This is a genomic window from Microvirga thermotolerans, assembly GCF_009363855.1.
GTDB lineage: Bacteria > Pseudomonadota > Alphaproteobacteria > Rhizobiales > Beijerinckiaceae > Microvirga > Microvirga thermotolerans.
In genome coordinates, this window is record NZ_CP045423.1 from 2,401,882 (window position 1) to 2,425,481 (window position 23,600).

Annotated in this window: 26 protein-coding genes; 14 read left to right on the top strand and 12 right to left on the bottom strand. The window is 69.9% G+C overall.

The genetic code is table 11. The annotated features are described in order from the left end of the window. The first annotated feature begins 37 nt into the window (after positions 1 to 37). Positions 38 to 1,291: a peptidoglycan L,D-endopeptidase MepK gene (gene mepK, locus GDR74_RS18275; RefSeq protein ID WP_210251019.1), complete on the top strand. Its 1,254-nt coding sequence runs from the start codon at positions 38 to 40 to the stop codon at positions 1,289 to 1,291. Between the two features lie 13 nt (positions 1,292 to 1,304). On the opposite strand, the gene GDR74_RS11185 is transcribed toward mepK, so the two are convergent. Together GDR74_RS11185 and GDR74_RS11190 are read right to left on the bottom strand one after the other, a co-directional pair. Beyond that, positions 1,305 to 1,676, bottom strand: coding sequence for a hypothetical protein (locus GDR74_RS11185; RefSeq protein WP_152586388.1), 372 nt, complete (start codon positions 1,674 to 1,676; stop codon positions 1,305 to 1,307). Between the two features lie 77 nt (positions 1,677 to 1,753). Then, on the bottom strand, positions 1,754 to 2,290 hold the full coding sequence (locus GDR74_RS11190) for a hypothetical protein (protein ID WP_246179386.1): 537 nt from the start codon (positions 2,288 to 2,290) through the stop codon (positions 1,754 to 1,756). Between the two features lie 475 nt (positions 2,291 to 2,765). Here GDR74_RS11190 and GDR74_RS11195 point away from each other — a divergent pair, with 475 nt between their 5' ends. Beyond that, complete coding sequence (locus tag GDR74_RS11195; protein ID WP_194164516.1) at positions 2,766 to 3,155, top strand: DUF930 domain-containing protein; 390 nt, start codon at positions 2,766 to 2,768, stop codon at positions 3,153 to 3,155. Positions 3,156 to 3,353: 198 nt separating this feature from the next. Here the strand turns inward: GDR74_RS11195 and GDR74_RS18510 are convergent, their stop codons facing one another. Next, positions 3,354 to 3,485 (bottom strand): hypothetical protein, encoded by a 132-nt coding sequence (locus GDR74_RS18510; protein ID WP_281349011.1) that lies wholly within the window; start codon positions 3,483 to 3,485, stop codon positions 3,354 to 3,356. A 323-nt stretch (positions 3,486 to 3,808) separates the two neighbouring features. On the opposite strand from GDR74_RS18510, the gene GDR74_RS11200 reads away from it, so the two are divergent. The 3 genes from GDR74_RS11200 (at position 3,809) to GDR74_RS11210 (ending at position 7,316) form a co-directional block, all read left to right on the top strand. Continuing rightward, on the top strand, positions 3,809 to 4,453 hold the full coding sequence (locus GDR74_RS11200) for a phosphoribosyltransferase (RefSeq protein ID WP_152586390.1): 645 nt from the start codon (positions 3,809 to 3,811) through the stop codon (positions 4,451 to 4,453). A 138-nt stretch (positions 4,454 to 4,591) separates the two neighbouring features. Next, positions 4,592 to 5,554 carry a PfkB family carbohydrate kinase gene (locus GDR74_RS11205; protein ID WP_152586391.1) on the top strand — a complete coding sequence of 321 codons (963 nt, stop codon included), beginning with the start codon at positions 4,592 to 4,594 and terminating at the stop codon, positions 5,552 to 5,554. A 130-nt stretch (positions 5,555 to 5,684) separates the two neighbouring features. Continuing rightward, positions 5,685 to 7,316: an alpha-D-glucose phosphate-specific phosphoglucomutase gene (locus GDR74_RS11210; RefSeq protein ID WP_152586392.1), complete on the top strand. Its 1,632-nt coding sequence runs from the start codon at positions 5,685 to 5,687 to the stop codon at positions 7,314 to 7,316. A 30-nt stretch (positions 7,317 to 7,346) separates the two neighbouring features. On the opposite strand, the gene GDR74_RS11215 is transcribed toward GDR74_RS11210, so the two are convergent. Further along, complete coding sequence (locus GDR74_RS11215; protein WP_152586393.1) at positions 7,347 to 7,562, bottom strand: DUF1059 domain-containing protein; 216 nt, start codon at positions 7,560 to 7,562, stop codon at positions 7,347 to 7,349. A gap of 194 nt (positions 7,563 to 7,756) precedes the next feature. Here GDR74_RS11215 and GDR74_RS11220 point away from each other — a divergent pair, with 194 nt between their 5' ends. Beyond that, positions 7,757 to 8,176, top strand: a complete 420-nt coding sequence (locus GDR74_RS11220; RefSeq protein ID WP_152586394.1) for a DUF1236 domain-containing protein — start codon at positions 7,757 to 7,759, stop codon at positions 8,174 to 8,176. 18 nt (positions 8,177 to 8,194) lie between these two features. On the opposite strand, the gene GDR74_RS11225 is transcribed toward GDR74_RS11220, so the two are convergent. Next, the gene (locus GDR74_RS11225; RefSeq protein ID WP_152586395.1) at positions 8,195 to 8,530 is read right to left on the bottom strand and encodes a hypothetical protein; all 336 of its coding nucleotides are present in this window, start codon (positions 8,528 to 8,530) and stop codon (positions 8,195 to 8,197) included. Positions 8,531 to 8,846: 316 nt separating this feature from the next. On the opposite strand from GDR74_RS11225, the gene GDR74_RS11230 reads away from it, so the two are divergent. From GDR74_RS11230 to GDR74_RS11260, 7 genes are all read left to right on the top strand, one after another. Continuing rightward, positions 8,847 to 10,124 carry an imelysin family protein gene (locus tag GDR74_RS11230; RefSeq protein ID WP_152586396.1) on the top strand — a complete coding sequence of 426 codons (1,278 nt, stop codon included), beginning with the start codon at positions 8,847 to 8,849 and terminating at the stop codon, positions 10,122 to 10,124. A 4-nt stretch (positions 10,125 to 10,128) separates the two neighbouring features. Then, entirely contained in the window at positions 10,129 to 11,592 is a 1,464-nt protein-coding gene (locus GDR74_RS11235; protein ID WP_152586397.1) for a multicopper oxidase family protein, read from the top strand. Next, positions 11,592 to 12,788 carry a di-heme oxidoredictase family protein gene (locus GDR74_RS11240; RefSeq protein WP_152586398.1) on the top strand — a complete coding sequence of 399 codons (1,197 nt, stop codon included), beginning with the start codon at positions 11,592 to 11,594 and terminating at the stop codon, positions 12,786 to 12,788. The genes GDR74_RS11235 and GDR74_RS11240 overlap by 1 nt, the downstream gene beginning before the upstream one ends. Positions 12,789 to 12,797: 9 nt before the next feature. Continuing rightward, positions 12,798 to 13,850, top strand: coding sequence for an imelysin family protein (locus GDR74_RS11245; RefSeq protein ID WP_152586399.1), 1,053 nt, complete (start codon positions 12,798 to 12,800; stop codon positions 13,848 to 13,850). Then, on the top strand, positions 13,837 to 14,955 hold the full coding sequence (locus GDR74_RS11250; protein WP_152586400.1) for a DUF1513 domain-containing protein: 1,119 nt from the start codon (positions 13,837 to 13,839) through the stop codon (positions 14,953 to 14,955). Before GDR74_RS11245 ends, GDR74_RS11250 begins: the two co-directional genes overlap by 14 nt. Before the next feature lie 63 nt (positions 14,956 to 15,018). Beyond that, entirely contained in the window at positions 15,019 to 15,969 is a 951-nt protein-coding gene (locus tag GDR74_RS11255) for an aldo/keto reductase (RefSeq protein ID WP_152586401.1), read from the top strand. A gap of 132 nt (positions 15,970 to 16,101) precedes the next feature. Further along, the gene (locus tag GDR74_RS11260) at positions 16,102 to 17,190 is read left to right on the top strand and encodes an alkene reductase (protein ID WP_152586402.1); all 1,089 of its coding nucleotides are present in this window, start codon (positions 16,102 to 16,104) and stop codon (positions 17,188 to 17,190) included. 9 nt (positions 17,191 to 17,199) lie between these two features. Here the strand turns inward: GDR74_RS11260 and GDR74_RS11265 are convergent, their stop codons facing one another. From GDR74_RS11265 to GDR74_RS11280, 5 genes are all read right to left on the bottom strand, one after another. Continuing rightward, positions 17,200 to 17,754, bottom strand: coding sequence for a peptidase S14 (locus GDR74_RS11265; RefSeq protein ID WP_152586403.1), 555 nt, complete (start codon positions 17,752 to 17,754; stop codon positions 17,200 to 17,202). 65 nt (positions 17,755 to 17,819) lie between these two features. Continuing rightward, positions 17,820 to 17,948: a hypothetical protein gene (locus GDR74_RS18515; RefSeq protein ID WP_281349012.1), complete on the bottom strand. Its 129-nt coding sequence runs from the start codon at positions 17,946 to 17,948 to the stop codon at positions 17,820 to 17,822. A 113-nt stretch (positions 17,949 to 18,061) separates the two neighbouring features. After that, on the bottom strand, positions 18,062 to 18,457 hold the full coding sequence (locus tag GDR74_RS18200; protein WP_194164517.1) for a hypothetical protein: 396 nt from the start codon (positions 18,455 to 18,457) through the stop codon (positions 18,062 to 18,064). A gap of 44 nt (positions 18,458 to 18,501) precedes the next feature. Then, complete coding sequence (locus tag GDR74_RS11275) at positions 18,502 to 19,053, bottom strand: dihydrofolate reductase family protein (RefSeq protein ID WP_152586405.1); 552 nt, start codon at positions 19,051 to 19,053, stop codon at positions 18,502 to 18,504. Then, positions 19,050 to 19,727 (bottom strand): ceramidase domain-containing protein, encoded by a 678-nt coding sequence (locus tag GDR74_RS11280; RefSeq protein ID WP_152586406.1) that lies wholly within the window; start codon positions 19,725 to 19,727, stop codon positions 19,050 to 19,052. Before GDR74_RS11280 ends, GDR74_RS11275 begins: the two co-directional genes overlap by 4 nt. Before the next feature lie 13 nt (positions 19,728 to 19,740). Here GDR74_RS11280 and xth point away from each other — a divergent pair, with 13 nt between their 5' ends. Further along, complete coding sequence (xth, locus tag GDR74_RS11285; protein WP_425486958.1) at positions 19,741 to 20,607, top strand: exodeoxyribonuclease III; 867 nt, start codon at positions 19,741 to 19,743, stop codon at positions 20,605 to 20,607. An 18-nt stretch (positions 20,608 to 20,625) separates the two neighbouring features. On the opposite strand, the gene GDR74_RS11290 is transcribed toward xth, so the two are convergent. Both GDR74_RS11290 and GDR74_RS11295 read right to left on the bottom strand, forming a co-directional pair. After that, a complete protein-coding gene (locus GDR74_RS11290) occupies positions 20,626 to 21,519 on the bottom strand; it encodes a tetratricopeptide repeat protein (protein ID WP_246179388.1) in 894 nt (297 codons plus the stop codon). A gap of 409 nt (positions 21,520 to 21,928) precedes the next feature. Beyond that, entirely contained in the window at positions 21,929 to 23,536 is a 1,608-nt protein-coding gene (locus tag GDR74_RS11295) for a carboxyl transferase domain-containing protein (RefSeq protein WP_152586408.1), read from the bottom strand. Positions 23,537 to 23,600 lie beyond the last annotated feature (64 nt).

Sequence of the window (23,600 nt, forward strand, 5' to 3'; positions counted from 1 at the left end):
GTTTTCTCAAGATCGCCGGCGCCCGGGAGGGTCGATCATGGTCCCTGCGTCGCCGCTCGGCCGCCGCGCACCCGCGCCGCGGCTCATCCGCGCCGTTCTGGCCTCCACGGCGGCAGCAGCCGCCTTCCTCGCAACCGCCGTCGCCACCCAGGACGCCGCTGCGGACGGGGAGACGCGCACCCTGAGCTTCTTCCACACCCATCGCCGGGACAGCGCGACCATCACCTACCGGCGCAACGGGCGCTACGACGAGCAGGCCTTGGCCCAGCTCAACTGGTACCTGCGGGACTGGCGCACCGACGAGCCCGCCAAGATGGACCCGCGCCTCTTCGACGTCCTTTGGGAGGTCTATCGGGAAAGCGGCTCGAAGGAGCCCATCAACATCATCTCCGCCTACCGCTCGCCCCAGACGAACGCCATGCTCAGGCGCCGCTCGAGCGGGGTGTCGGAGCACAGCCAGCACATGCTCGGCAAGGCGATGGACATTCGCCTGCCGGACGTGGACACCGGGCGCCTGCGCGCCGTCGCCATGAAGCTGCAATACGGAGGCGTCGGCTACTACCCGTCCTCCGAGTTCGTGCACGTGGACACCGGCAACGTCCGGGCCTGGCCCCGCATGTCCCAGGAGCAGCTGGCACGGCTCTTCCCCGACGGGAAGACCGTCCACCTGCCGTCGAACGGACGGCCCCTGCCCCGCTACGAAGAGGCGAAGGCGGAGATCCTGCCGCGCAACGCCGCCCTGGCGGCGCAGGCGGCCTCGGGCGGATCCGTCGGTGGCAGCATCGTGGCGGCTCTGTTCGGGCGCAAGGAACCGCCTCCCCCGGCTCCGGCGGAGCCTCCGCCGCCTCAGGCCCAGATCGCATCGAGCGTCGCATCGGGCGCCGCGGACAGGCCCGAGGCCGCCCTCGCCTTCGCGCCCGTTCCCCCGTCGCGGCCGAAGGACCTGATCCGGACCGCCTCCGCCGAGCCGCCGCCTGCGCCCGAGCCCATGCCTGCGGCCGTGCCGGTGCCTCCGCGCCCGGAACGGCCCATGGTGCTGGCCTCGCTTCCGCGAGCGGCGACGGACCCGGCGCCGCGCCGGTCGATGGAGCCGGTCATCGGTCCCGACAGCAAGGCGGCAGTGAAGGCCCTGTTCGATCCGCGCACCGCCTTCCTCGACCTCGGCTTCTCGCCGGAGGCAAGAAGCGACCTGTCCACGACCCGCTTCTCGGGCCCGGCGATCAAGCCGCTGCCGGTCAAGGAGCCTCAGCCGGTGCGCCAGGCGAGCGCCGCGTTCGGCACCGGCCTCTGACGCGGGCAGGATCCTACGCGGTCCGATGCCTCGCGAGATCCCGCCCCAGCCCGTCGGGATCGATGCTCACCTTCAGCACCGTGCCGCCGAAATCGTGGACGAGCACGGGCCTGCCCTCGTGCTCCTCGACCCGGGTCGCCAGCGGCTGAAGGGGCAGGCTGCGCGGATGGTTCGGCCCCGCGCCTTCGGCGAAGGTGCGCGGCGGCAGGGAGCGGTGCACGCGGGCCATCTCGTTCAGGAGATCGGTCAGGATCGGCGTGGAATCCGCGGTGCCGAGGAGCACCTCGTATTCGCGGCCCGTATCGGCCCGCACGCCGAGGGCGAACAGCTTGCCGTCCGCGCTCACCTCGACGCGCCACGCCATCGACCCGATGCGCTTCACCATGGGATTTCCTCTCCGTCGCGGTCAGGCGTTCCTTGCCCGCCGGGGCCGCCCGCCGCAAGCCAATCTGTCGGCGGACTCTATCGACGCCGCGGCTGCGGCTGCAGGGAAACGCCCGCGGGCACCTTCAGCGCGCCCTCCTTGTCGTCGGGATCGATGAAATGGCCGTCCTGCGGGATGACGAGGCCGGGACCGATCCGGGGGGCCTTCGCCTGCGGAATGCAGGCGACGGGCGATGCGAGCTCCAGCGCCGTCTCGGTTCCCGTCAGGCGGCTCGGCTCTCCCCTGGCGGCCGCCGCGACCCTGCCCTCGATCCGCATGTGCTGGTCGGGGAACTCCCAGGTGAAATCCGCCCCGGTCTGACCCCAGCGCCCGGGCCAGCGCCCTTCCGGCGTCCGCGACGCATCGAACACGTAGGGGCTGACCGCGCCCTTGTCGACCTCGCCGCCGCCGACGCCGCCGTCGGGGTAGAAGACGATGAGGAACTGCGACCCGTCCCGCGCCCGGGTGCAGGTCCACATGGAACCCGCCAGCGCGGTCTCGTCCGCCAGCGCGGCGGCCGGCATGAGCATTGCCGCCAAGGACGCAGCCGAGAGACGTTTCAGCAAGAGCTTCATGAGTCGATCCGAACACGAAATGCGGCGACGATTCCTTGAGAAAGGTCACAAGGGAACGACGAACTTGCATGACGGGGCCGGGAAGTCCCGGGCAGACCGGGACCGACTCGTCATCGCGGCGGGAGATGGCTCTCCATAGCGCGTCGCGCCTTCCGAGGCCATCCTCCCGCGCAGGGCGCGGCGTGCGCGAAGTGGAAGAATCGGCCGTCGCGACGGCGCGCCCAGCCGCATTGCGACGAACATGTGCGCATTGCGGCAATGATCGGCCCTTCGTGCGGCAACCATCGTCCCCGTGCATGGATCGGCGCGATGCCCTGCACGACGCGGCCTTGTCCGGCGCCGGCGCGCCGCTAAACCCGGCGTGCCGCGGCAAATCACGTTTCGCCCGGCAACCCGTTTCACCGGGCCGGGCTCCTCCCGGCCGCCCATTTCCCACTATCCAGTTCCGGAGACGCGTTCGGCAATGACGACGCCGATGGTTCGATTCACTCTTGCGACATCCGCCTTCCTGCTCTGCCTGGGCTCTGCCCAGGCCGCCAATTCCCGCCTTCCCGCGGGCTTCATGAAGATGGAACCGAAAACCCGCAGCCTGCAGATCTGCAACTACAAGGGATCGCGCGAGATCGCCAAGGAGAAGGAATATTCCCGACTCGACCGGGTCGTGGTCGATGCGATGTCGAGCCCGACCTTCGACAGGAACGTGATCTCCGGCGACGGCGGCGCCTTCCGCGTCAGGGGGCAGTGGCACCGTCTCCAGTTCAAGTGCGTCCTCGCCGACGACAACCTCTCGGCGACCTCGTTCACCTACCAGGTCGGAGACATCATTCCCGAGGACGAGTGGGAGCGTTACGGCCTCTGGCGCTGAACCGCGCCCGCGCCGGCAAAAGAAAGGGCCGCCTTTCCGGCGGCCCGAGTGAGGGAAGAAACTTCAGAGGGAACAACGTCGCCATCGTCGCGGCGTCATGGCCCCAATGTGGGAGCACATCGGCTTCGCAGGCAGACCTCGCTCGGAAAGGCTGGCATGCGATTCGCGCATGGCGCGGGTCGGCGCCCCGCGGGCGGATCAACCGAAGGCGATGGGCCGGATCCCCGTCGCCGCCCGGATCTCGCGGCGACGCACGATCATACGGATCGCGGGCGGCACGACGAGGCAGGTGAACGAACCGACGACCAACCCGACCAGCAAGGCAATCATGGAGACCTCCCGTGAGGAGGCAAGGGTGCGCCCGCAAGGTCAACGAAGCGTTAACGGGCGTCGCCGTGCCTGTCGTGCCCCGCCATTCCCCGTCCCTTCCGAAGCCCCCACCGGACGGGCGCGGGAAAAGCCGAGGCACGGAATCAGGATCGTCGACCGAGCTTTCGCGAGCCTTGCGTTCCGGAGGCCGAACCCTCCTCCTCGTCCCTCGCATGAGCGGGTCGCGGGAGGGGCGTCATCGGTGATAGGATGCGATTGCCGTCTCCGCCCGGCGCGGCGCTCTCCGCGAGGCGGGAGGACCTCGGCAGGTGGGAGGCTTCGCCATGGACAGCGCTCGATTTCGGGACCGGGACGATGCGGGCGCCCAGCTCGCGAGCCGGCTCGCCGGGATGAACCTCGCCGATCCCGTGGTGCTCGCGCTGCCGCGAGGGGGCGTCCCCGTCGCCCGTCCCATCGCGAAGGCACTCGACGCGCCGCTCGATCTCCTGCTCGTGCGCAAGATCGGCGTTCCGTCCCAGCCGGAACTGGCCGCCGCCGCGATCGTGGACGGCGAGCATCCGGAGATCGTGTTCAACCGGGACGTCATGTCCCTCGTGGGCCTGAGCGACGACGCGATCGACGACCTCGCCCAGCCGGAGCTCTGGGAGCTCGAGCGGCGGCGCAGGGTCTACCTGAAGGACAGGAAGCCCGTTCCCGTCGAGGGGCGCACGGCCATCGTCGTCGACGACGGCATCGCCACGGGAACGACGGTCCGAGCCGCGCTCGCGGCCCTGCGGCGGCGGAATCCGGCGAGCCTCGTTCTCGCCGTGCCGGTCGCCCCCGACGAAACCGTCGCGGCCCTGCGCCCCCTGGTGGACGATCTGGTCTGCCTGTCGATCCCGAGGGATTTCTACGCCATCAGCCCGTTCTACGAGGAATTTCACCAGCTCACGGATGCGGAAGTCACCCGCATGCTGGAGCCGGCCTAGAGCATCGCGCCCTGCGCCGGAACGGCTTAACAGACGGGGGACGGCGGCCTATAACACGGGCACGGCTCCGGCCTGCGGCCGGGCACCTCCGCCCCGGCATTCCGCCCCGGGCCATCAACCAGAGCGAGGAAGCACGGCATGGCCGACGTGGTCACGTTTGGCGAACTGCTGGTCGATTTCGTGCCCACCGTGACCGGCCGCAGCCTCGCGGGCACGGAAGCGTTCAGGAAGGCCGCAGGCGGCGCTCCCGCCAACGTGGCCGTGGGCCTCGCCCGGCTCGGCGTGCCGAGCGCCTTCATGGGAATGGTCGGCGAGGACGGCTTCGGGCATTTCCTCGCCGATGCCCTTCGGGAATCCGGGGTGGACACCTCCCTCCTCCGCTTCACGCGCGACGCGCAAACGGCCCTCGCCTTCGTGTCCCTCCGGGAGGACGGCGAGCGGGAGTTCCTGTTCTACCGCAATCCCAGCGCCGACATGCTCATGGCCCCGGAGCACGTGGACGGGGAGGCCATCCGGAAGGCGCGGGCCTTCCATTTCGGCTCCATCAGCCTCATCGCCGAGCCGTCGCGGGCGGCGACGCTCCACGCGGCCGATCTGGCCCAGGCCAGCGGCAAGCTCGTCACCTACGATCCGAACCTCCGTCTCGCCCTGTGGCCGGATGCTGATGCCGCCCGGGAAGGCATGCGGCTCGGCCTCGAACGGGCGCGGATCGTGAAGATCTCCGAGGAGGAGGTGGCGTTCCTCACCGGGCGGAACGACCCTATCGCCGGGGCGCGCAGCCTCTGGACGGACCGGCTCGCCTTCATGGCCGTGACCTGCGGCGGCGCCGGATGCTTCTGGCTGACGCCCGAGGCCCAGGGCCGGGTTCCGGGCCTTCCGGTCGAGGCCGTCGACGCCACCGGGGCGGGAGACGCCTTCATGGCCGCGATCGTCGCCCAGTTCCTTGCGGAGCCGGACATTCCCCGCGATCCCGCACGGCTCGACGCCATCTGCCGCTTCGCCAACGCCGCCGGCGCCCTCACCGTCACCGGGCGAGGCGCAATTCCCTCCCTGCCCACCCGCGCCGCCGTCGAGGCCTTCCTGGACGAGGGCGGCCCGTGACCGCTTTCCTGCATCTGCAGACCGGGGATGCCCGCATTCGGCGCGCCGTCCGCACTCACCGCTGCCCGCCAGGACAGCGCCCTGACGAATCCACCGCCGGCCCCTGCCGGCCGAGAAGAGGACAAGAAGAATGAACGTCGAGACCGTCTCCACGGCACCGATCGAGGGCCAGAAGCCGGGCACCTCCGGCCTGCGGAAGAAGACCGCCGTGTTCATGAAGCCCGGCTATCTCGAGAACTACGTCCAGGCGGTCATCGAAGGCGTCGGCGGCGTGGAGGGACGCACCCTCGTCGTCGGCGGCGACGGCCGCTTCTTCAACGACAAGGCCATCGCCGTCATCCTGCGCATGCTGGCGGCGAACGGCGCGGCCCGCGCCATCGTCGGCCAGAACGGCATGCTGTCCACCCCGGCCGCCTCCAACCTCATCCGCAAGCGCGGGGCGTTCGGCGGCATCGTGCTCTCCGCGAGCCACAACCCCGGCGGGCCGGAGGGCGATTTCGGCCTGAAGTTCAACATCGCGAACGGGGGTCCGGCGCCGGAGGCGATCACCGACGCGATCTTCGCCCGCACCAGGGCGCTGACGGAATACCGCATCCTCACGGAAGAGGCCCCGCCCCTGTCCTCGCTGGGCGAGACGCGCCTCGGCGGCATGATCGTCGAGATCGTGGACCCGGTGAAGGACTACGTCGCCCTCATGGAGACGCTCGTCGATTTCGAGCGCATCCGCAGGCTCTTCGCCTCCGGCTTCTCCCTGCGCTTCGACGCCATGCACGCGGTCACCGGCCCCTACGCGAAGGCGATCCTCGAAGGCGCGCTCGGCGCGCCCGCGGGCACGGTGGTGAACGCGTCGCCCCTGCCCGATTTCGGCGGCCACCATCCGGATCCGAACCCGGTCCATGCGGCGGACCTGTTCCGCCTGATGTTCTCCCCCGAGGCTCCCGACATGGGCGCCGCGTCGGACGGCGACGGCGACCGCAACATCGTGCTCGGCCGGGGCATCTCCGTCTCTCCCTCCGACAGCCTCGCGGTGCTCGCCGCCAACATCCACCTCGCCAAGGGCTACGGCGAAGGCCTGAAGGGCATCGCCCGCTCCATGCCGACGAGCCGCGCCGCCGACCGGGTGGCGCAGAAGCTCGGGGTGGACCTGTTCGAGACGCCGACCGGCTGGAAGTTCTTCGGCAACCTGCTCGACGCCGGGCGGGCGACCATCTGCGGCGAGGAGAGCGCGGGAACCGGCTCGGACCATGTGCGCGAGAAGGACGGCCTCTGGGCCGTTCTCCTGTGGCTCGACATCGTCGCCGCACGCGGGCAGTCCATCGCCGAGATCGTCACCGAACACTGGCGCACCTACGGGCGCGACTACTACACGCGGCACGACTACGAGGGCATCAGCACCGCGGCCGGGGACGAGCTGATGGCCGATCTGCGCGCCTCGCTCGAGACCCTTCCCGGACGGACCTTCGCCGGCCTCAGGGTAAGCGTCGCGGACGACTTCGCCTACGAGGATCCCACGGACGGCTCGGTGACCCGCCGCCAGGGCGTGCGCGTCCTGTTCGAGAACGGCGCGCGCGCGGTGTTCCGTCTCTCCGGCACGGGCACGGAGGGCGCGACCCTGCGCGTCTATCTCGAAACCTTCGAGCCCGACCCGTCGAAGCACGCCCGCGACCCGCAGGAGGTTCTCGCCGGCGTCATCGCCGCCGCCGACGCCATTGCCGGAATCCGGCAGCGGACGGGGCGCACCGCACCCGACGTCGTCACCTGAGGACGGCGGGAGGCGTGGCGCGCCCGCGGCTCAGGCCGCACGGTGCGCCGCCTCCGCGGGCGGCGAGCCTTCGCGGATCGCGCTCCTGATCCGATTGCGCAGCTCCGGCGTGTCCTGGTGGTGGTGGACGTTGACCGCGTGCAGCACCGCGGCCTCGACAAGCTCGTTCTCCGTGTCGGCCACGAGCGCCAGGCTGCATTTCACGTCGCTGGGAATTTCACGGCAGTCGATGAATTTCCGTCCCATGTCCGCCTCCCTTTCGGCATAGACGCATGATCGGACGCATTCCGGCCGCGCCTCAGAGCGACCGGTCCCGCGATCATACTCCGGATGAGGCGCGGGCACACCCTGGAAACGCCGCCGGCCTGCAAAGTCTCACGGCCAAGGAACCGGCCAAGGTTCAGTGCGTTCGCCTGACGACCTTCGAAAAGGAGCCCGTCATGCGCCATCGCATCCTTGGTCCGGCCGCAGCCCTCGCCGTCCTCGCCCTTCCCCTCGCCGCATGCCAGACCGACACGGCGGCAGGGCCTGCCGCCGGCGCCGCCGGCGGAGCCGTCGCGGGCGCGGTCGTGGGCGGTCCCGTGGGAGCCGCCGTCGGCGGCGTCGCCGGAGCCGCGGCAGGCGGCGTGCTGAGCGCGGAGGAATCGACCCGCGTCCGCACCTTCATCGCGGCCCAGCGGCGGCCCTCGATCCGCATGAGCGAGCAGGTGGTGGTCGGACAGCCCCTCCCGCCGCGCGTCCGGCTGTTCCCGATCCCGAGGAGCGTCGGGCTGCCGGCGACCTACAGCTACACGGTGGTCAACGATCAGCGCGTCCTCGTCGATCCGCAGACGCGCGAAGTCGTGGAGATCATCCCATAGAAGCGGTTGTTTCCACGTTCAACGACCTGAGGACGCGCCGGACTGCGCGTCCATCGGCCTCATCCGGTGCACGTCGGTGAAGGAGATCCGCACCCGCGCGATCCCTTCGCCGTTGCGGGCCTTGCCGAGGCCGACCGGCGTGTTGAGATAGGCGAGCCTCCCCTCCGCCGTCTCGGGATCGGCGAAGGAGACATGCTCGTGCCGGGCGCTGGCCTCGAAGAGGTTGAGCGCCCGCAGTTCCTCCTCGGACAGATCGACCTCCGCCACGTAGCAGTCGGCCCTGCCGTCGGCGGGGCGGATCTCCCGAAGGACCCGCTGCAGGATATGGGGCCAGTCGCGAACCAGTTCAGGCATCGTCGCCTCCCTTTGAGGAACCAACGGTGACGGGCGGTCCCCGGTTCGATGCGCGGAGAATCCGCGAACCGATCTTCGGGATGAGGGAGGACCGCCGGCCGGGTCCGTATCGGAACCCTCGCGGACGAAGACGATGTTCGCGATGTCCGGCCGAACGCCGGCCGCTCCGCAAGAACATTTCCTATTTTACTTCCATGAATTCAGCTTTTACTTGGAGAAAGCCAGTTTAGAACAATTCCATGTTTGAAGTTTACTGTTGCCTTCGCCGTCCGATGGGACTAGCCATCCCGCCGAACCGAATGACACGGAGACGACGATGAGACTGCGAGCGTTCGCACTGGCGACCTTCCTTGCCGGGACGGCCCTGGGCGGCGGCGCCCGGGCCGAGGCGCCGCAGCCGAAGGCCGTAATGCAGACCTACATCTCGCTGGCCCAGGCCATGTACGGGGACGCGGCGAGCGCCGCCCGCGACCTTTCCAAGGCCATCGACGCCTTCCTCGCCAACCCGACCGATGACACCCTCTCCGCCGCCCGCGCCGCCTGGCGCAAAGCCCGCATTCCCTATCAGCAGACGGAAGGATTCCGCTTCGGCAACAAGGCCATGGACGAACTGGAGGGCAAGGTGAACGCCTGGCCCCTCGACGAGGGGCTGATCGACTATGTCGACCCGGCATCCTACGGCGACGCCTCGGACGACAACCCGCTCTACCGCGCGAACGTGATCGCCAACAGGACGATCCGCATCGGCCGGAAGCAGGTGGATGCGTCCAGGATCACGAAGGAGCTGCTCTCCGAAACCCTCCACGAGGCGGGCGGCGTGGAGGCGAACGTGGCGACGGGCTACCACGCCATCGAGTTCCTGCTCTGGGGGCAGGACCTCAACGGCACGGGACCGGGCGCGGGCGCGCGGCCGGCCACGGACTATTCGCTCGACAGGTGCACCAACGGCAACTGCGACCGGCGGCGGGACTATCTGAAGGCCGCGGCCGAGCTCCTCGTCGACGATCTCGACGCGATGGCGAAGGCCTGGGACGCCAAGGGCAAGGCGCAGCAGGATCTTCTGAGGAAGAGCCCGAACGAGCAGCTCGCGACGATCCTCACCGGACTCGGCAGCCTCTCCTACGGCGAGCTCGCGGGGGAGCGCATGAAGCTCGGCCTCATCCTGCACGATCCCGAGGAGGAGCACGACTGCTTCTCCGACAACACCCACAATTCGCACTACAGCGACCAGATCGGCATGGTGGCGATCTACGAGGGCCGCTACACCCGTCCGGACGGCAAGGTCGTGCAGGGTCCGGACATGGCCGAGTATGCGCGGGCGAAGGCGCCCGAGGAGGCGGCGAAGCTGGAGGCCGCCATGAAGAACGCCACGGAGAAGCTCCGCGCCATCAAGGACCGCGCGGATTCCGGCAAGGAGGCCTACGACCAGATGATTGCCGAGGGCAACGCGGAGGGCAACAGGGTGGTGCAGGACGGCGTCGACGCCCTCGTGGCGCAGGCGCGGGCCATCGAGGCGCTCGTCAAGAAGCTCGGCCTCAAGATCGAGGTCGAAGGTTCCGACAGCCTCGACAACCCGGGCTCGGTCGCGAAGTAGCGAGATGGAATACGACCGCAGGCAGGTGCTGACGGGGCTGGGCGCGGCGGCGCTCGCCTCCGCCGCCGGCGGGTCGCGCCTCCTCGCCCGCACCGCCGCACCGGACCTGCCGCCCCGTCCGCCCTCAGGCGCGGGACGGGTGCACGAGTGGATCTTCGCCGCCGCCGAGCGCCCGACGCGCCTGCTCGGTCCGGACGGCCCGGTCTCGACGGTCTGGAGCTATTCCGACGATCTCCTGCCCATCAAGCGCGTGCGCGTCGGCGACACGATCCGCGCCCGGCTCGAGAACCGCCTCGGCGAGCACACCGCGCTGCACTGGCACGGCGTCCGGGTGCCCAACGCCATGGACGGGGTGCCGTATCTCACCCAGCCGCCCGTGAACAAGGGCGAGAGCTTTCTCTACGAGGTCTCGCCCCCCGATCCCGGCACGTTCTTCATCCATCCCCACTGCAACGAGTCCGGCCAGACGGGCCGCGGCCTGAGCGCGGTGCTCATCGTGGAAGGCGACGAACGCCGCCGGCCCGACGCGGACCTCGTGATGGCGTACAAGGACTGGCGGCTCGCGGAGGACGGCCGCTGGCTTCCCTTCGAAACGCCGGAAGGTGCGAGCCGCGCGGGCACCTACGGCACGGTCCGCGCCGTGAACGGCGTCGCGCCCGCGACGCATCCTGTCCCCGCGCACGGGGACGTGCGCCTGCGCGTCCTCAACCTCGACGCCACCCGCGTCATCGAGGTCGGCGTCGAGGGCGCGGAAGCGGCGGTGATCGCCATCGACGGAAACGCGGTCTCGCCCTTCCCGCTCGACACTTGGCGCATGGGCCCCGCCATGCGGATCGACCTGCTCGTCCGCGCGCCGGCGGCGGGCAGGAGCTTCAGGCTCATCGACTACTTCTCCGCCGAGCCCTGGACCCTTGCGACCTGCGAGGCCAGACCGGGAAAGGCGGCCCCGAAGCGCCCCTTCGACCCGGCGATCCTCTACGCACCGGCCCTGCCCCGGGCGGATATCGGGAAGGCCGAGCGCCTGAGCTACACCTTCAGCGCCGCCTCGGGCTCGGTGGCGGAAGCCGCCGCTTCGCTCGCGCCGGACGATCCCCTCGCGGGGATCCTCCTCGACGGCCTCTGCGTGCGGGACAATGCGTTCTGGGCCATCAACAAGGCGGGCTGGGCCTCGGACCGGAGCCGGCGCCTGCCGCCGCCCCTCGGCCTGCTGAAGGCCGGGCGGTCCTACGTCTTCGAATTGACGAACGCGACACCGCACCACCACCCGATCCACCTGCACGGGCACACCTTCGAGGTGCTCGGCGCCTCGCGCCTGAAGCGTCCGCGCCATTTCGCGGACACGGTGCTGCTCCAGCCCAAGGAGCGCATCGAGATCGCCTTCGTGGCCGCCGAGGGCAACTGGATGTTCCACTGCCATGTGCTGGAGCACATGGAATACGGCATGATGGGCTATCTGCGGATCGCGTGATGGGCGGGCATGCTCCCTGGCGATGGGCCCTGGCCCTGCTGCTCCTGGCGCCGGTCTCGGCCCAGGGCCTGGAACGGGGCCTCGACGAGGTTCTCGGACGCGCCCTCTTCCGCCGGGCCTGGGTGCCGGCGCCCTCCTCCACCCGGGCGAACGACGGCCTCGGGCCGCTCTTCAACGCGCGTTCCTGCGCAGCCTGCCACGGCGGCCTCGAACGGGCGCCCGTCCCGACCGATGCGGCAGGCACCGTGACGGGCGACAATCTCGTCCTGCGCTTCAGCGATGCCGACGGCAGGCCCGATCCGGTCTATGGACGGCAGATGCAGACATCCGCGGTCGCGGGCGTGACGCCCGAGGGGCGCCTGGCCGTCTCGGGCAGGGATTATCGACCGGCCGACCTGGCCTACGGGCCGCTCGCTCCCGGCACCCGGACGGGAGCGCTCCTGGCGCCGTCGCTCGGAGGGCTCGGCGAACTGGAATCCGTTCCCGACGAGGCCCTCGCCGCCATCGCGGCAGAGAACGGCCGCCGGGACGACGGCGTGAGAGGCCGCGTCCGCTGGGTCGAGGACGGGCAGGGCCGCAGGCGGGCGGGCCGCTTCGGCTGGAAGGCCTCGCAGCCGTCCCTCGCAGCGCAGGTCGAGACCGCCTTCGCCCTCGACCTCGGCCTCTCGACGGCCGGCCGCCCGCAGCCGGAGGGAGACTGCACCCCGGCGCAGAGCGCCTGCCGCGCCGCGCCCATGGGCGACCGCAACGGGGGGCCGGAAATTTCGCAGGACATCGTGCTGCGCATCGCGGCCTATCTCGCCTCCATCGAGCCCGCGCCCGGTCCGGAGCCCGACCGGCGTGCGCTCGCCGTTTTCGAGAAGACCGGCTGCGCCGCCTGCCACCGGGCGAGCCTGCCGGGGAAGGCCGGGCCGGTGAGAGCGTTCACCGACCTGCTCCTGCACGATCTCGGTCCCGGTCTCGACGGAGGCGCGACGGAGCCGGGCGTCGCCTCCACCGAATGGCGCACGCCGCCGCTGCGCGGCCTGTCGCGGACGCTGACCAACGGCGCGGGCCTTCTCCACGACGGCCGCGCCGCGACGGTCGAGGAGGCCATTGCCCTTCACGGCGGCGAGGCCAGTTCATCGAGAAACCGCTTCATGTCCCTGCCCGAGGCGGAGAAGCGCCGCCTGCTCGACTTTCTGAAATCCCTCTGAGAGACGCCCATGCGCATCCTCCTCCTCGCCCCCCTCCTCTGCCTCGGCCTTGCGGCGCCCGCCTTCGCCGGGGACGGCGTGGGCCGGAGGGAAACGGTCCTGCACGCCGCACGGGACTTCATCGTTCCCCGCTACGAGACCCTGGCCCGCGCCACGGCGGAGGAGCGGGACGCCTGGACGCGCTTCTGCGCCACGCCGAAGCCGGAGGACCTGGAGGCGCTGAAGCGGGAATTCGGGAAAGCCGCCGATGCCTGGTCGGGAATCGAGTTCGTGCTCTACGGTCCCATCGGCACGGATTTCCGCTACGAGCGCATGGCGCACTGGCCCGAGCGCAAGAACGCCGTCGGCCGCAGCCTGTCGAGCCTGCTCGCGCGGACGGGGACGGACGATCTGAGTCCCGACCGTTTCGCGCAGACGAGCGCGGCCGTGCAGGGGCTCTCCGCCCTCGAGCGCCTGCTCTACGATTCCGACGCCGCGACGGCATTCACGGACGGCTCCGCGAAGGCCGCCCGCCGCTGCGGCGTCGCCACGGCGATCGCGACGAACCTCGCCCGCATCGGCGCCGCCGTGCTCGACGAATGGCGCCGCCCGGGCGGCGCCCTCGCCTCCCTCGAACAGGGCGACGACGCCAGGATCGAGGAGGCCGCGACGCGCATCGCGACCGACTACCTCGCCCTCTTCGACACCATCGAGGACCGGAAGCTCGGCGCAGCGATGGGCGACGGCATCGACGGCGTGAGGCCGACCCTGGCGGAAGGCTGGCGCAGCGGGCGCTCGGCCCGCGCCATCGCCGTCAACCTGGAGGCCGCCGAGGCGCTCGGAAGAATCCTGGTCGATCCCGCGACGGACGAAGGCAACGCCCTCGCCGTCGCCCTGCGCACCGCGCGGGGCATGGCGGAGACCGCGCCGGGCGACATCGGCGCCGCCGCCGCCGACCCGAAGCGCCGCCCGGCTCTCGTCCTCCTGCGGGACGCCGTCCATTCCCTGCGCGAGACGGCACAGGCCAGCGTGCCGGAGGCACTTGGCATCACATTGGGGTTCAACAGCCGTGACGGGGATTGATCGACGCAGTTTCCTGGCAGCGCTCGGCGCCACGGTCGCGAGCGGCTTCTATCCGCGGCGGGGACATGCCCTCGCGGAGCGGCCGCTCTTCGTCTCCGCCTGCTTCGCGGGCGACGGGAAGAGCGCATCCGTCGCCGTGTTCTCCCTGGACGGCGAGATGCTGTTCAGCACCCGGCTCCCCGAGCGCGGCCACGACATCGCGATCCGCCCTGCATCGTCCGATCTCGTGGTCTTCGCGCGAAGGCCGGGAAACTGGGCGGCCGTGGTCGACCGGACGTCGGGAACCGTGCGCCGGGTCGTGACCGCTCCTGAGGGCCGCCATTTCTACGGGCACGGAGTCTTCTCGGCCGATGGCGGCCTTCTCTACGCGACGGAGAACGACATCGCGAAGGGCGACGGGCTTCTCGGCATCTACGACGCCCGGAACGGATACGCGCGCGTCGGCGAGATGCCGAGCTTCGGCATCGGCCCGCACGACCTCGCCTACCTGCCCGGCCACCGGACCATCGTCGTCGCGAACGGCGGCATCAGGACCAACCCGGAAACCGGGCGCGAGATCCTCAACAGGGACCGCATGGAGCCGAGCCTCGCCATCGTCGATCCGGTCGCCGGGACGGTGTTGCTGAAGGTGGATCTCGGACCCGACCTGAGGGGCCTGAGCATCCGCCATCTCGCCGTCACGCCCCGCGGCGAGACGGTCTTCGGCTGCCAGTTCGAGGGCGACGAGGCCGAGATGCCGCCCCTCGTCGGCGTGCTCATGCCGGACGGCCGGACACGCTTCCTCGACATGCCGGAAGATGCCCTCGACGCCATGAAGAACTACGTGGGCTCCGTGACCCTCGACGCGTCCGGGCGCATCGCGGCCGCAGCGAGCCCGGTGGGCAACACCCTCGCGTTCTGGGACCTCGACGCCGGCCGCTTCATCGGCCGGCGTCGCATGTCGGACGTGTGCGGCATCGCCCCGGCGCCGGTGGAAGGCGTCTTCCTCGCGACATCGGGCAACGCGGGCGTGCGCCTCGCTCCCGTGTCCGGGAACGACCTGAAGCCGCTCGGCGGAACCGACCTCGCGCGCTGGGCCTGGGACAACCATCTGCGGGCGCTCTGACGGCGCGGAGGGCTTGAGAATCCCGGCGCGCCGCCACAGTTTGCCTCCCGAAGGGAGATCGCGATGGACAAGCGTCGTTTGGGCCGCTCCAACCTCATGGTGTCGCCTCTGTGCCTGGGCGGAAACGTCTTCGGCTGGACCGCCGACGAGCGGACGTCGTTCCGCATCCTGGACGCCTTCGTGGAGGCGGGATGCAACTTCATCGACACGGCGGACGTCTATTCCCGCTGGGTGCCGGGCCATGCGGGCGGGGAGTCAGAGACCATCATCGGCAAGTGGATGAAGGCCCGCGGCAACCGCGACCAGGTCATCATCGCCACGAAGGTGGGATCGGAGATGGGCCCCGGCAGGAAGGGCCTGTCGCGGGCCCGCATCGTGGAGGCGGTCGAGGAATCCCTCCGGCGTCTCCAGACCACCTATATCGACCTCTACCAGTCCCATCGGGACGACCCGGAGACGCCGCAGGAGGAAACGCTCGGCGCCTATGGCGACCTGATCGCCAGCGGAAAGGTGCGCGTCATCGGCGCGTCGAACTTCACCGCGGACCGCCTGAAGGAGGCCGTCTCCATCAGCGCGCGCCTGGGCCTGCCGCGCTACGAGAGCCTGCAACCCCTCTACAACCTGTCCGACCGGGCGGAGTTCGAGCGCGAACTGGCGGCCGTCTGCCGGGAGAACGAGATCGGCGTCATTCCCTACTACGCGCTGGCGAGCGGATTCCTGACGGGGAAATACCGCTCCGAGAAGGACTTCGGCAAAAGCGTGCGCGGCGCCAACATGGGGAAGTATCTCAACGACCGTGGACGGCGCATCCTCGCCGCCCTCGACGAGATCGCCCTGCACCACCGGGCGAGCCCGGCCCAGGTCGCCCTCGCATGGCTCATGGCGCGGCCGGGCATCACCGCGCCGATCGCGAGCGCCACGCGGCTTGAGCAGCTGGACGATCTGATCGCCGCGACACGCCTGCGCCTCGACGCGGCCGCCCTCGAACATCTCGACAGGGCGAGCGCGTACTGAAACCGCTTCCAGGAAGGGGATGACCTGCATGCAAGGAGCGCATGGCGGATGCGCCTTGCGCGGCTGCGGGCCCTTCTTATCTCGGATGAACCGGACCTTTCCGAGAATTCACATCCGACAGGGGCATAATTCATGTCGAACGAAGACCCGCTCTTCCAGCCGTTCCGCCTTGGCGACCTCACCCTGCCGAACCGCCTCGTCATGGCGCCGCTGACCCGCAACCGCGCCGCCGAGGGCGACGTTCCCGGTCCGCTCGCGGCGACCTACTACGCGCAGCGGGCGGGCGCGGGGCTCCTGATCTCCGAAGGCTCGCAGATTTCCCGCGAGGGCCAGGGCTATCTGCGCACGCCGGGCATCTACTCGCCGGAGCAGGTCGCCGGCTGGCGCAAGGTCACCGACGCGGTCCACAAGGCCGGCGGGCGCATCTTCATCCAGCTCTGGCACGTGGGCCGGGTCTCCCATGTCTCGCTCCAGGAGAACGGCGCGGCCCCGGTCGGCCCCTCCGCCATCCGCGCCAGGACCAAGACCTTCCTCGAGAGCGGCTTCGCCGAAGTTTCCGAGCCGCGGGCGCTCGAGTTCTCCGAGATCCAGCGGATCCTGCGCGACTACGAGCAGGCGGCGCGCAACGCCAAGGAGGCGGGCTTCGACGGCGTCGAGATCCACGGCGCCAACGGATACCTGCTCGACCAGTTCATGAAGGACGGCTCGAACAAGCGCACCGACGCCTATGGCGGCTCCATCGCGAACCGAGCCCGCCTCGCCATCGAGGCGACGGAAGCGGTGCTGAAGGTCTGGGACAGGAGCCGCGTCGGCATCCGTCTCTCGCCCGCGCCCGTCAACGACGCCGCCGATTCCGACCCGCAGGCCCTGTTCTCCTACGTGGTCGAGCGGCTGAACGCCCTGGGCATCGGCTTCATCCACATGATCGAGGGCGCCACCCAGGGCGACCGCAACGCGGTGCCGGTGGACTATGCCGGGCTGCGCCGGTCGTTCGGCGGGGCCTACATCGCCAACAACGGCTACGACAGGGCCATGGCGGCCGACGCGGTCGCAAGCGGGCGCGCCGACCTCGTATCCTTCGGGCGTCTCTACATCGCCAATCCCGATCTCGCGGAGCGCTTCCGTCTGAACGCGCCTCTCAACACCCCCGACCGCTCGACCTTCTACGGCGGCGGTGCCGAGGGCTACACGGACTATCCGCCGCTCGGGCGGGCCGCCTGAGGCCCTGCCTCAGAGGATGCCCGCGATCAGGCCGCGGCTCAGGGCTTCGTCGGCCGTGAGATACCAGCTCGTCTCCGCGAGCCGGAATATCTCCTCTTCGCCGACATCGCTGCCGGCGATGAGCTCGGCGAAGCCCTCCCGCTCCAGCCGCACGCCGGTTTCGAGCTGCGCGAGGGTATCCTTCGCAATCTGGATGCAGGTCGAAAGGGAACCGGTGAAATGGACCTGCTTGTCCATGCGCCGGCCATGGATCAGCAGGACCGTGTCCCGGGTGAGATAGCGGTTGGCCCGCGGGAAGGCCGCCATGACGGTGACGCCCGAGGAATAGACCACGGTCTTGCCGAGGAAGTAGAAGTCCTGCCCTGTCCGCCTGCGTGCGAGGCGCACCTCCAGGGCGATGCGGCGCCCCACATCCGCGTCCCCTCCGAAGGTCATCAGTTCCACGACGACGGGCCGCCCCTCCGGGAGCTTGCTCAGCTTGTCCTGGAAATCGTGGAACATGGCGTCGTCCACGGAGCCGTAGAGACGGATGTCCGGCTTTGCGAGGTGCGGCGCGTCGGGCATTTCGACCCCTGAAACGAAGAAGCGGGGCTTTAAAGCCCCGCTTCGAAATTCGTTCCACGAAGCGGTCAGCGCTGCCGCCGCTCCTCCTGCTTCTGACGGTCTCCACCCTGGCGCTGGCGATCGGCATTCTGCTGCTGACGCTGCTCTTCCTGGCGTTGGCGGTCCTGACGTTGTTCGTCCTTGCGATTTGGCATGAGCCTTTCCTCGTTTGCGCGGAGCCTCGCTCCAGGGGAGAAACACCGTTGCGCGACGATTGTTCGAGCGGAACCGTAAGTTCTCCGTCCCGAATGCGGAGCGCCGCAGCGCGTCAGCAGCCGGTGCAGATGCCGCGCTTCACGCGCCGGTCGATCTGCTGGTTGCGGCGGAACAACCGCTCCTCGCGCTCCGTGGGCGCGATGGCCGACGGGTCGGTCGGACGCCGTACGCCGGGACCGCCGATGCCCGGGCCGCTGGATCCGGTCGTGCTGGGCCCCGCACCGGCGCCGGTGGATGCGCCGCCGCTGCCGCCCTGCGTTCCGGGCGGCGGAATCGGTGCCGAGGGGGAAACGGGCGCGGATCCGGGCGAAGCGGCGCCGGGCGTTCCCGGGGAACCCGAAGTCGAGGACGCTCCGCCCGAGCCGGAACCCGACCCGCCGCCTTGGGCCATCGCCGCCCCGCCTGCGAGCAACCCGGCGAGAGCGACCGTCAGAGCAAGGTGTCTCATGGCTTCTCCCCGGATGTTCTCCGGGAGACAACGTGCCAGTCCCGCTACGGGTTCGACCGCCGCCAGATTGCCAGGCTGACGGGCCCCTGCGGATCGAGGATCCGCCGCTCGGCCACGGCCATTCCGCTCCGGGCGAGCACCGCCTCGGCGCTCGCGCCGCCCTCACAGGCGGAGAACAGGGCGACCCCGCCCGAGATCCGGACGCCTTCCGCACGGGAGAGGTGAAAGGCCGCATAGCCGATGCCGAGGAACAGGTCGAAGACCCGGCGTCCTCCCGGCACGGCGACCCGCCCGCCGGCGGGAAGGACAGTCCGGATGGCGGCCTCCCAGTCGAGACCCTGCGGATTCCACCACCATCCGTCCGCCCGGCGCTCGAGGCCGGACGCCGACGACGAGACGACGAGGCGCAACCTCCTCCTGGGATTCGGATGCGCCTCGTGGCCGAGCCGCCCGAGGACGGTGACCGCGGCCCGGTCGAGCTCCGCCTGGAAATAGGCCCAGTCCGCCTCGCTGCGCAGGGCCTCCGGCATCCGGCCCTCCGGGTCGGCGATGCGGTCGTCGTCCGACACGATGGCATAGCCGTGGATCTCGATCATCGCGCTGCGCTCCTCGTCTTCGCGATGGCGGCATCCATGAGGAGCGCCAGCACGACCGCGTTCAGCCCATGCCAGAGGAAGTGCGTCCCGGCCGGCAGGGAGGGGCACACTGCCCCGTCGATGGAGCGGAAGGCAAGGGACAGGGCGAAGACCGCGCCGGTGGCAAGCAGGCTCCGCCCGGCCGGGCGCTCGCGCGCCTTAAGGCACAGTCCGCCCACGGCGACGAGCGCTCCGGCGGCGGGCAGATATCCCACGGAGCCGTTGAGGGTGACGCCCGGAAATGCGCCGTGCCAGAGCGGCTCGAACGACATGTTGAAGGCGACGAAGAGAAGCGTGGCCGTCCCGGCGGCTGCGGGGCCGAGGCGGAGGAACCGGCGCATGGCGACGAGAAAATAGCTGTAGATGAAGAGAGCGATCGGCAGCACGTCGGCGAGGGCCGCCCAGCGCCGGGCGAAGGTATGGAAGAGGAAGCTGCCGATCCCCACGCCCGCCGTCACCGCGATGAGCCACAGGACCGGCCCGTCCTTTCCCCCTGCCCTCCGCCACCGGACGAAGGCATAGACCGCCGCCGCCAGGAAGGCGGCGTTGGTGAGGGCGTTCAGCGGCTCGGCCCAGAACCCGGGACCGGTGCGCTCGCAGTAATTGTCCACGGGGTCGAACCAGGAGGCGGGCATGCGAGCATCCGTGTTGATGGCGGCCGGTTCCACCTTGCCAGCACCGGGCGAACGTCCGATGAAACCCTTTGGACGGGACGATGCGAGAGAGACGATGAGGATTGCCACCTGGAACGTCAATTCGATCAAGCAGCGGCTGGAGCACCTCGTCACCTTCGTGAAGAGCGCCGAGCCGGACATCCTCTGCCTGCAGGAGATCAAGTGCGTCGACGAGGCGTTCCCGCGCGCCGAGATCGAGGCCCTGGGCTACAACGTGGCCACCCACGGGCAGAAGACCTTCAACGGCGTCGCCATCCTCTCGAAGCTCCCGCTCGAGGATGTCCGCCGCGGCCTGCCCGGAGACGATGGCGACGAGCAGGCGCGGTATCTCGAAGGCGTCGTGTCGACCGGAAGCGGCGTGGTCCGGGTCGCCTCCATCTACCTGCCCAACGGCAACCCCATCGACAGCCCGAAATTCGACTACAAGCTCGCCTGGATGGACCGCCTCGCCGCCCATGCGCGCGCGCTTCTCGCCCTGGAGGAGCCTCTCGTTCTCGCCGGGGACTACAACGTGATCCCCGAGCCGAAGGATGCCGCGAACCCGGCCGCCTGGGCGAACGACGCGCTCTTCCAGCCGGAGAGCCGCGCGAAGTTCCGCGCGCTCCTCCATCTCGGCTTCGGCGATGCGGTCCGCGCCTGCACGGACCAGCCGGGCCTCTACTCCTTCTGGGACTACCAGGCGGCGGCCTTCCAGCGGAACAACGGCATCCGCATCGACCATCTGCTCCTGTCGCCGCAGGCGCAGGACAGGCTGAAGGCCGCCTCGATCCGCCGGGAGGTGCGAGGCTGGGACAAGCCGTCCGACCACGTTCCCGTGCTGGTCGATCTCGATATCGATTGAAGGCCGAGCGATCCCGCCTCAGTGGCGGGACTGGATGTACTGCTCGAGGAGCGCGAGGGCGAGCTTGCGGTCGCTGTCGGACGCGTTCGAGAAGGCCTCGTCGTAGAGCTTCGCGATCCACTGTTCCTTCGCGGGATCGATCGACTCGCGGGCAAGCGTCAGCCACATCAGGCCCTTGGCCCGCTGCCGCGGCACCCCCTGCCCCGTGATGAGCAGATGGCCGAGGAGCGCCTGCGAGGCGTGGTGGCCCTTCTCGGCGGCGAGGTTCAGCCAGCGCGCGGCGAGGCGCACGTCCTTCTCCACGCCGGTGCCTTCCAGGTAGAGGCGGGCGAGGTTGTACTGCGCATTCGAGTCGCTGAAATAGGACGCGGCGTAGTTGAACATCTCCACGGCGCGGGCCGGATTGGCCGTGACGTAGGTGCCCTTGATGCCGTCGAGGAAATAGGTGCCGAGCGCCACGAAGGCGCTGGAGATCACCGGAGCGTTCGGGGAGTCGGGGCTCTCGTCGGCGTTCTGGTCGGCGAGCTTGGAGAAGTACTCGAAGGCCTTCAGGTCGTCGTGCTGGACGCCGTCCCCGTCGGCGTACATGCGCCCGAGCTTCCAGAGGGCGAGCGTATGCCCCTGTCCGGCCGCGTATTCGAGGGCCTGAACGGCGCCGAGCTTGTCCCCCGCATTGTAGTCGCGCATTCCCGTGCGCAGGGCTTCGCGGACCGACCCGTACTTGGTGGCGGGCATCAGCGGCTGCGGCCGCGGCGCGGCCTCGAGGGCGAAGGCGAGGCCGGGGGCGAGGACGGCGGTTCCGAAAGCGGCGGCGACGAGGGCGAAACGGCGCGGAAGCGTCCGGAACGTGCGTGCAGCCTCCGTCCCGGGACGGTTGGGCAATCGCAACTTGTCGATCCGACGCGCATCCATGGCCTGTGCTCTTCCCCGTTCGGCCATTCACCCTAGTTACGGTTGATTTCCGAACTTAAGATGATCTGCCACGCGCCGCGCCCCGGACGCAACGACCCCCGAAAGCAAAAGCCGGAAAGGCTTAATGCTCTCTACTTCTTGTGTCGCGCTGTCCTAAAGCCTTGGGTTGGAAGCAGTTTAGCCTGTCTCTATCAGGTGAGCTTCGTTTATGGCGGCATCTTGACGGAGCTTGGGCCAAGATGGGCAGGATCAGGAAGCTTTGAAGGTGTTGCGGCCCGGCAACATTTTTGAGGGGCCGTTTTCTTCTTTCCAGGCGCTCGGGAACATCGGCGCTAGACTTGCGGAGACTTCCGGCGCCGGGCGGACGGGAGCCTCCCGTTCGCCCGGCCGGTCCCGCTCCGCCGATTCGCTACATGCGGAAGACGCCGAACCTCGTCTCGGGCACCGGCGCGTTGAGGGTGGCCGAGAAGGCGAGCGCCAGGACGCGGCGCGTCTCGGAGGGCAGGATGATGCCGTCGTCCCACAGGCGCGCGGTGGCGTAGTAGGGGCTGCCCTCCTCCTCGTACTTGCGGCGGATCGGGTCCTTGAAGGCCTCCTCCTCCGCCGCGCTCCAGGCCTTGCCCTCGGCCTCAAGATTGTCCCGCCGCACGGTGGCGAGGACGCTCGCCGCCTGCTCGCCGCCCATGACCGAGATCCGGGAGTTCGGCCAAGTGAAGAGGAAGCGGGGGGAATAGGCCCGGCCGCACATGCCGTAGTTGCCCGCGCCGAACGACCCGCCCACGAGAAGGGTGATCTTCGGCACCTGCGCGCAGGCGACGGCGGTGACGAGCTTGGCGCCGTCCTTGGCGATGCCGCCCGCCTCGTACTGACGCCCGACCATGAAGCCGGAGATGTTCTGCAGGAAGAGGAGCGGGATGCGGCGCTGGCAGCACAGCTCGATGAAATGGGCGCCCTTCAGGGCGCTCTCCGAGAACAGGATGCCGTTGTTCGCCACGATGCCGATGGGCATGCCCCACAGGCGGGCGAAACCGGTCACGAGGGTGGTGCCGTAGAGGCGCTTGAACTCGTCGAACTCGGAGCCGTCCACCAGCCGGGCGATCACCTCGCGGATGTCGTACTGCTTCTTGAGGTCCGTCGGCACGATCGCGTCGAGATCCTCGATGGCGTATTTCGGCTCGACGGGCTCGGCGAGGTCGAGGTCCACCCGCTTGCGCGAATTCAGCGAGCCGACGATGCGGCGGACGATGGCGAGCGCATGGACGTCGTCCGTCGCGTAATGGTCCGCGACGCCGGACTGGCGGGCATGGACGTCCGCCCCGCCCAGGTCCTCCGCCGAGACGACCTCGCCGGTGGCGGCCTTCACCAGGGGCGGGCCGCCGAGGAAGATGGTGCCCTGGCGCCGCACGATGACGGTCTCGTCCGACATGGCGGGCACGTAGGCGCCGCCCGCCGTGCAGGAGCCCATGACGCAGGCGATCTGCGGAATGCCGAGGGAGGAGAGCGTCGCCTGGTTGTAGAAGATGCGCCCGAAATGCTCCCGGTCCGGGAAGACCTCGGTCTGGTGCGGCAGGTTCGCGCCGCCGGAATCGACCAGGTAGATGCAGGGCAGCCGGTTCTCGCGGGCCACTTCCTGGGCGCGCAGGTGCTTCTTCACCGTCATCGGGTAGTAGGTGCCGCCCTTGATGGTCGAGTCGTTGCAGACGATCATCACCTCGCGCCCGGCGACCCGGCCGATTCCGGTGATGATGCCCGCCCCGTGGATGGCGTCCTCGTACATGCCGTGGGCGGCCAGCCCCCCGAGCTCGAGGAAGGGCGCCCCGGGATCGAGGAGGCGCATCACCCGCTCGCGCGGCAGGAGCTTGCCCCGCGCCAGGTGCCTCTCCCGGGCCTTGGCGGGCCCGCCCTCGGCGGCGGCGGCGCGTTTCTCGGCGAGTTCCCGCGAAAGCTCGGCCCAGGCCTGCCGGTTGGCGCGGGCGGAATCGGACGTCAGATCGGCGGAAGTGGCGATGACAGGCACGTCGAACCCTCGGGCAGTTGCTGGAATGGAGCGCCCGCGGACCGGCCGGGCCCGGCGACGGGCC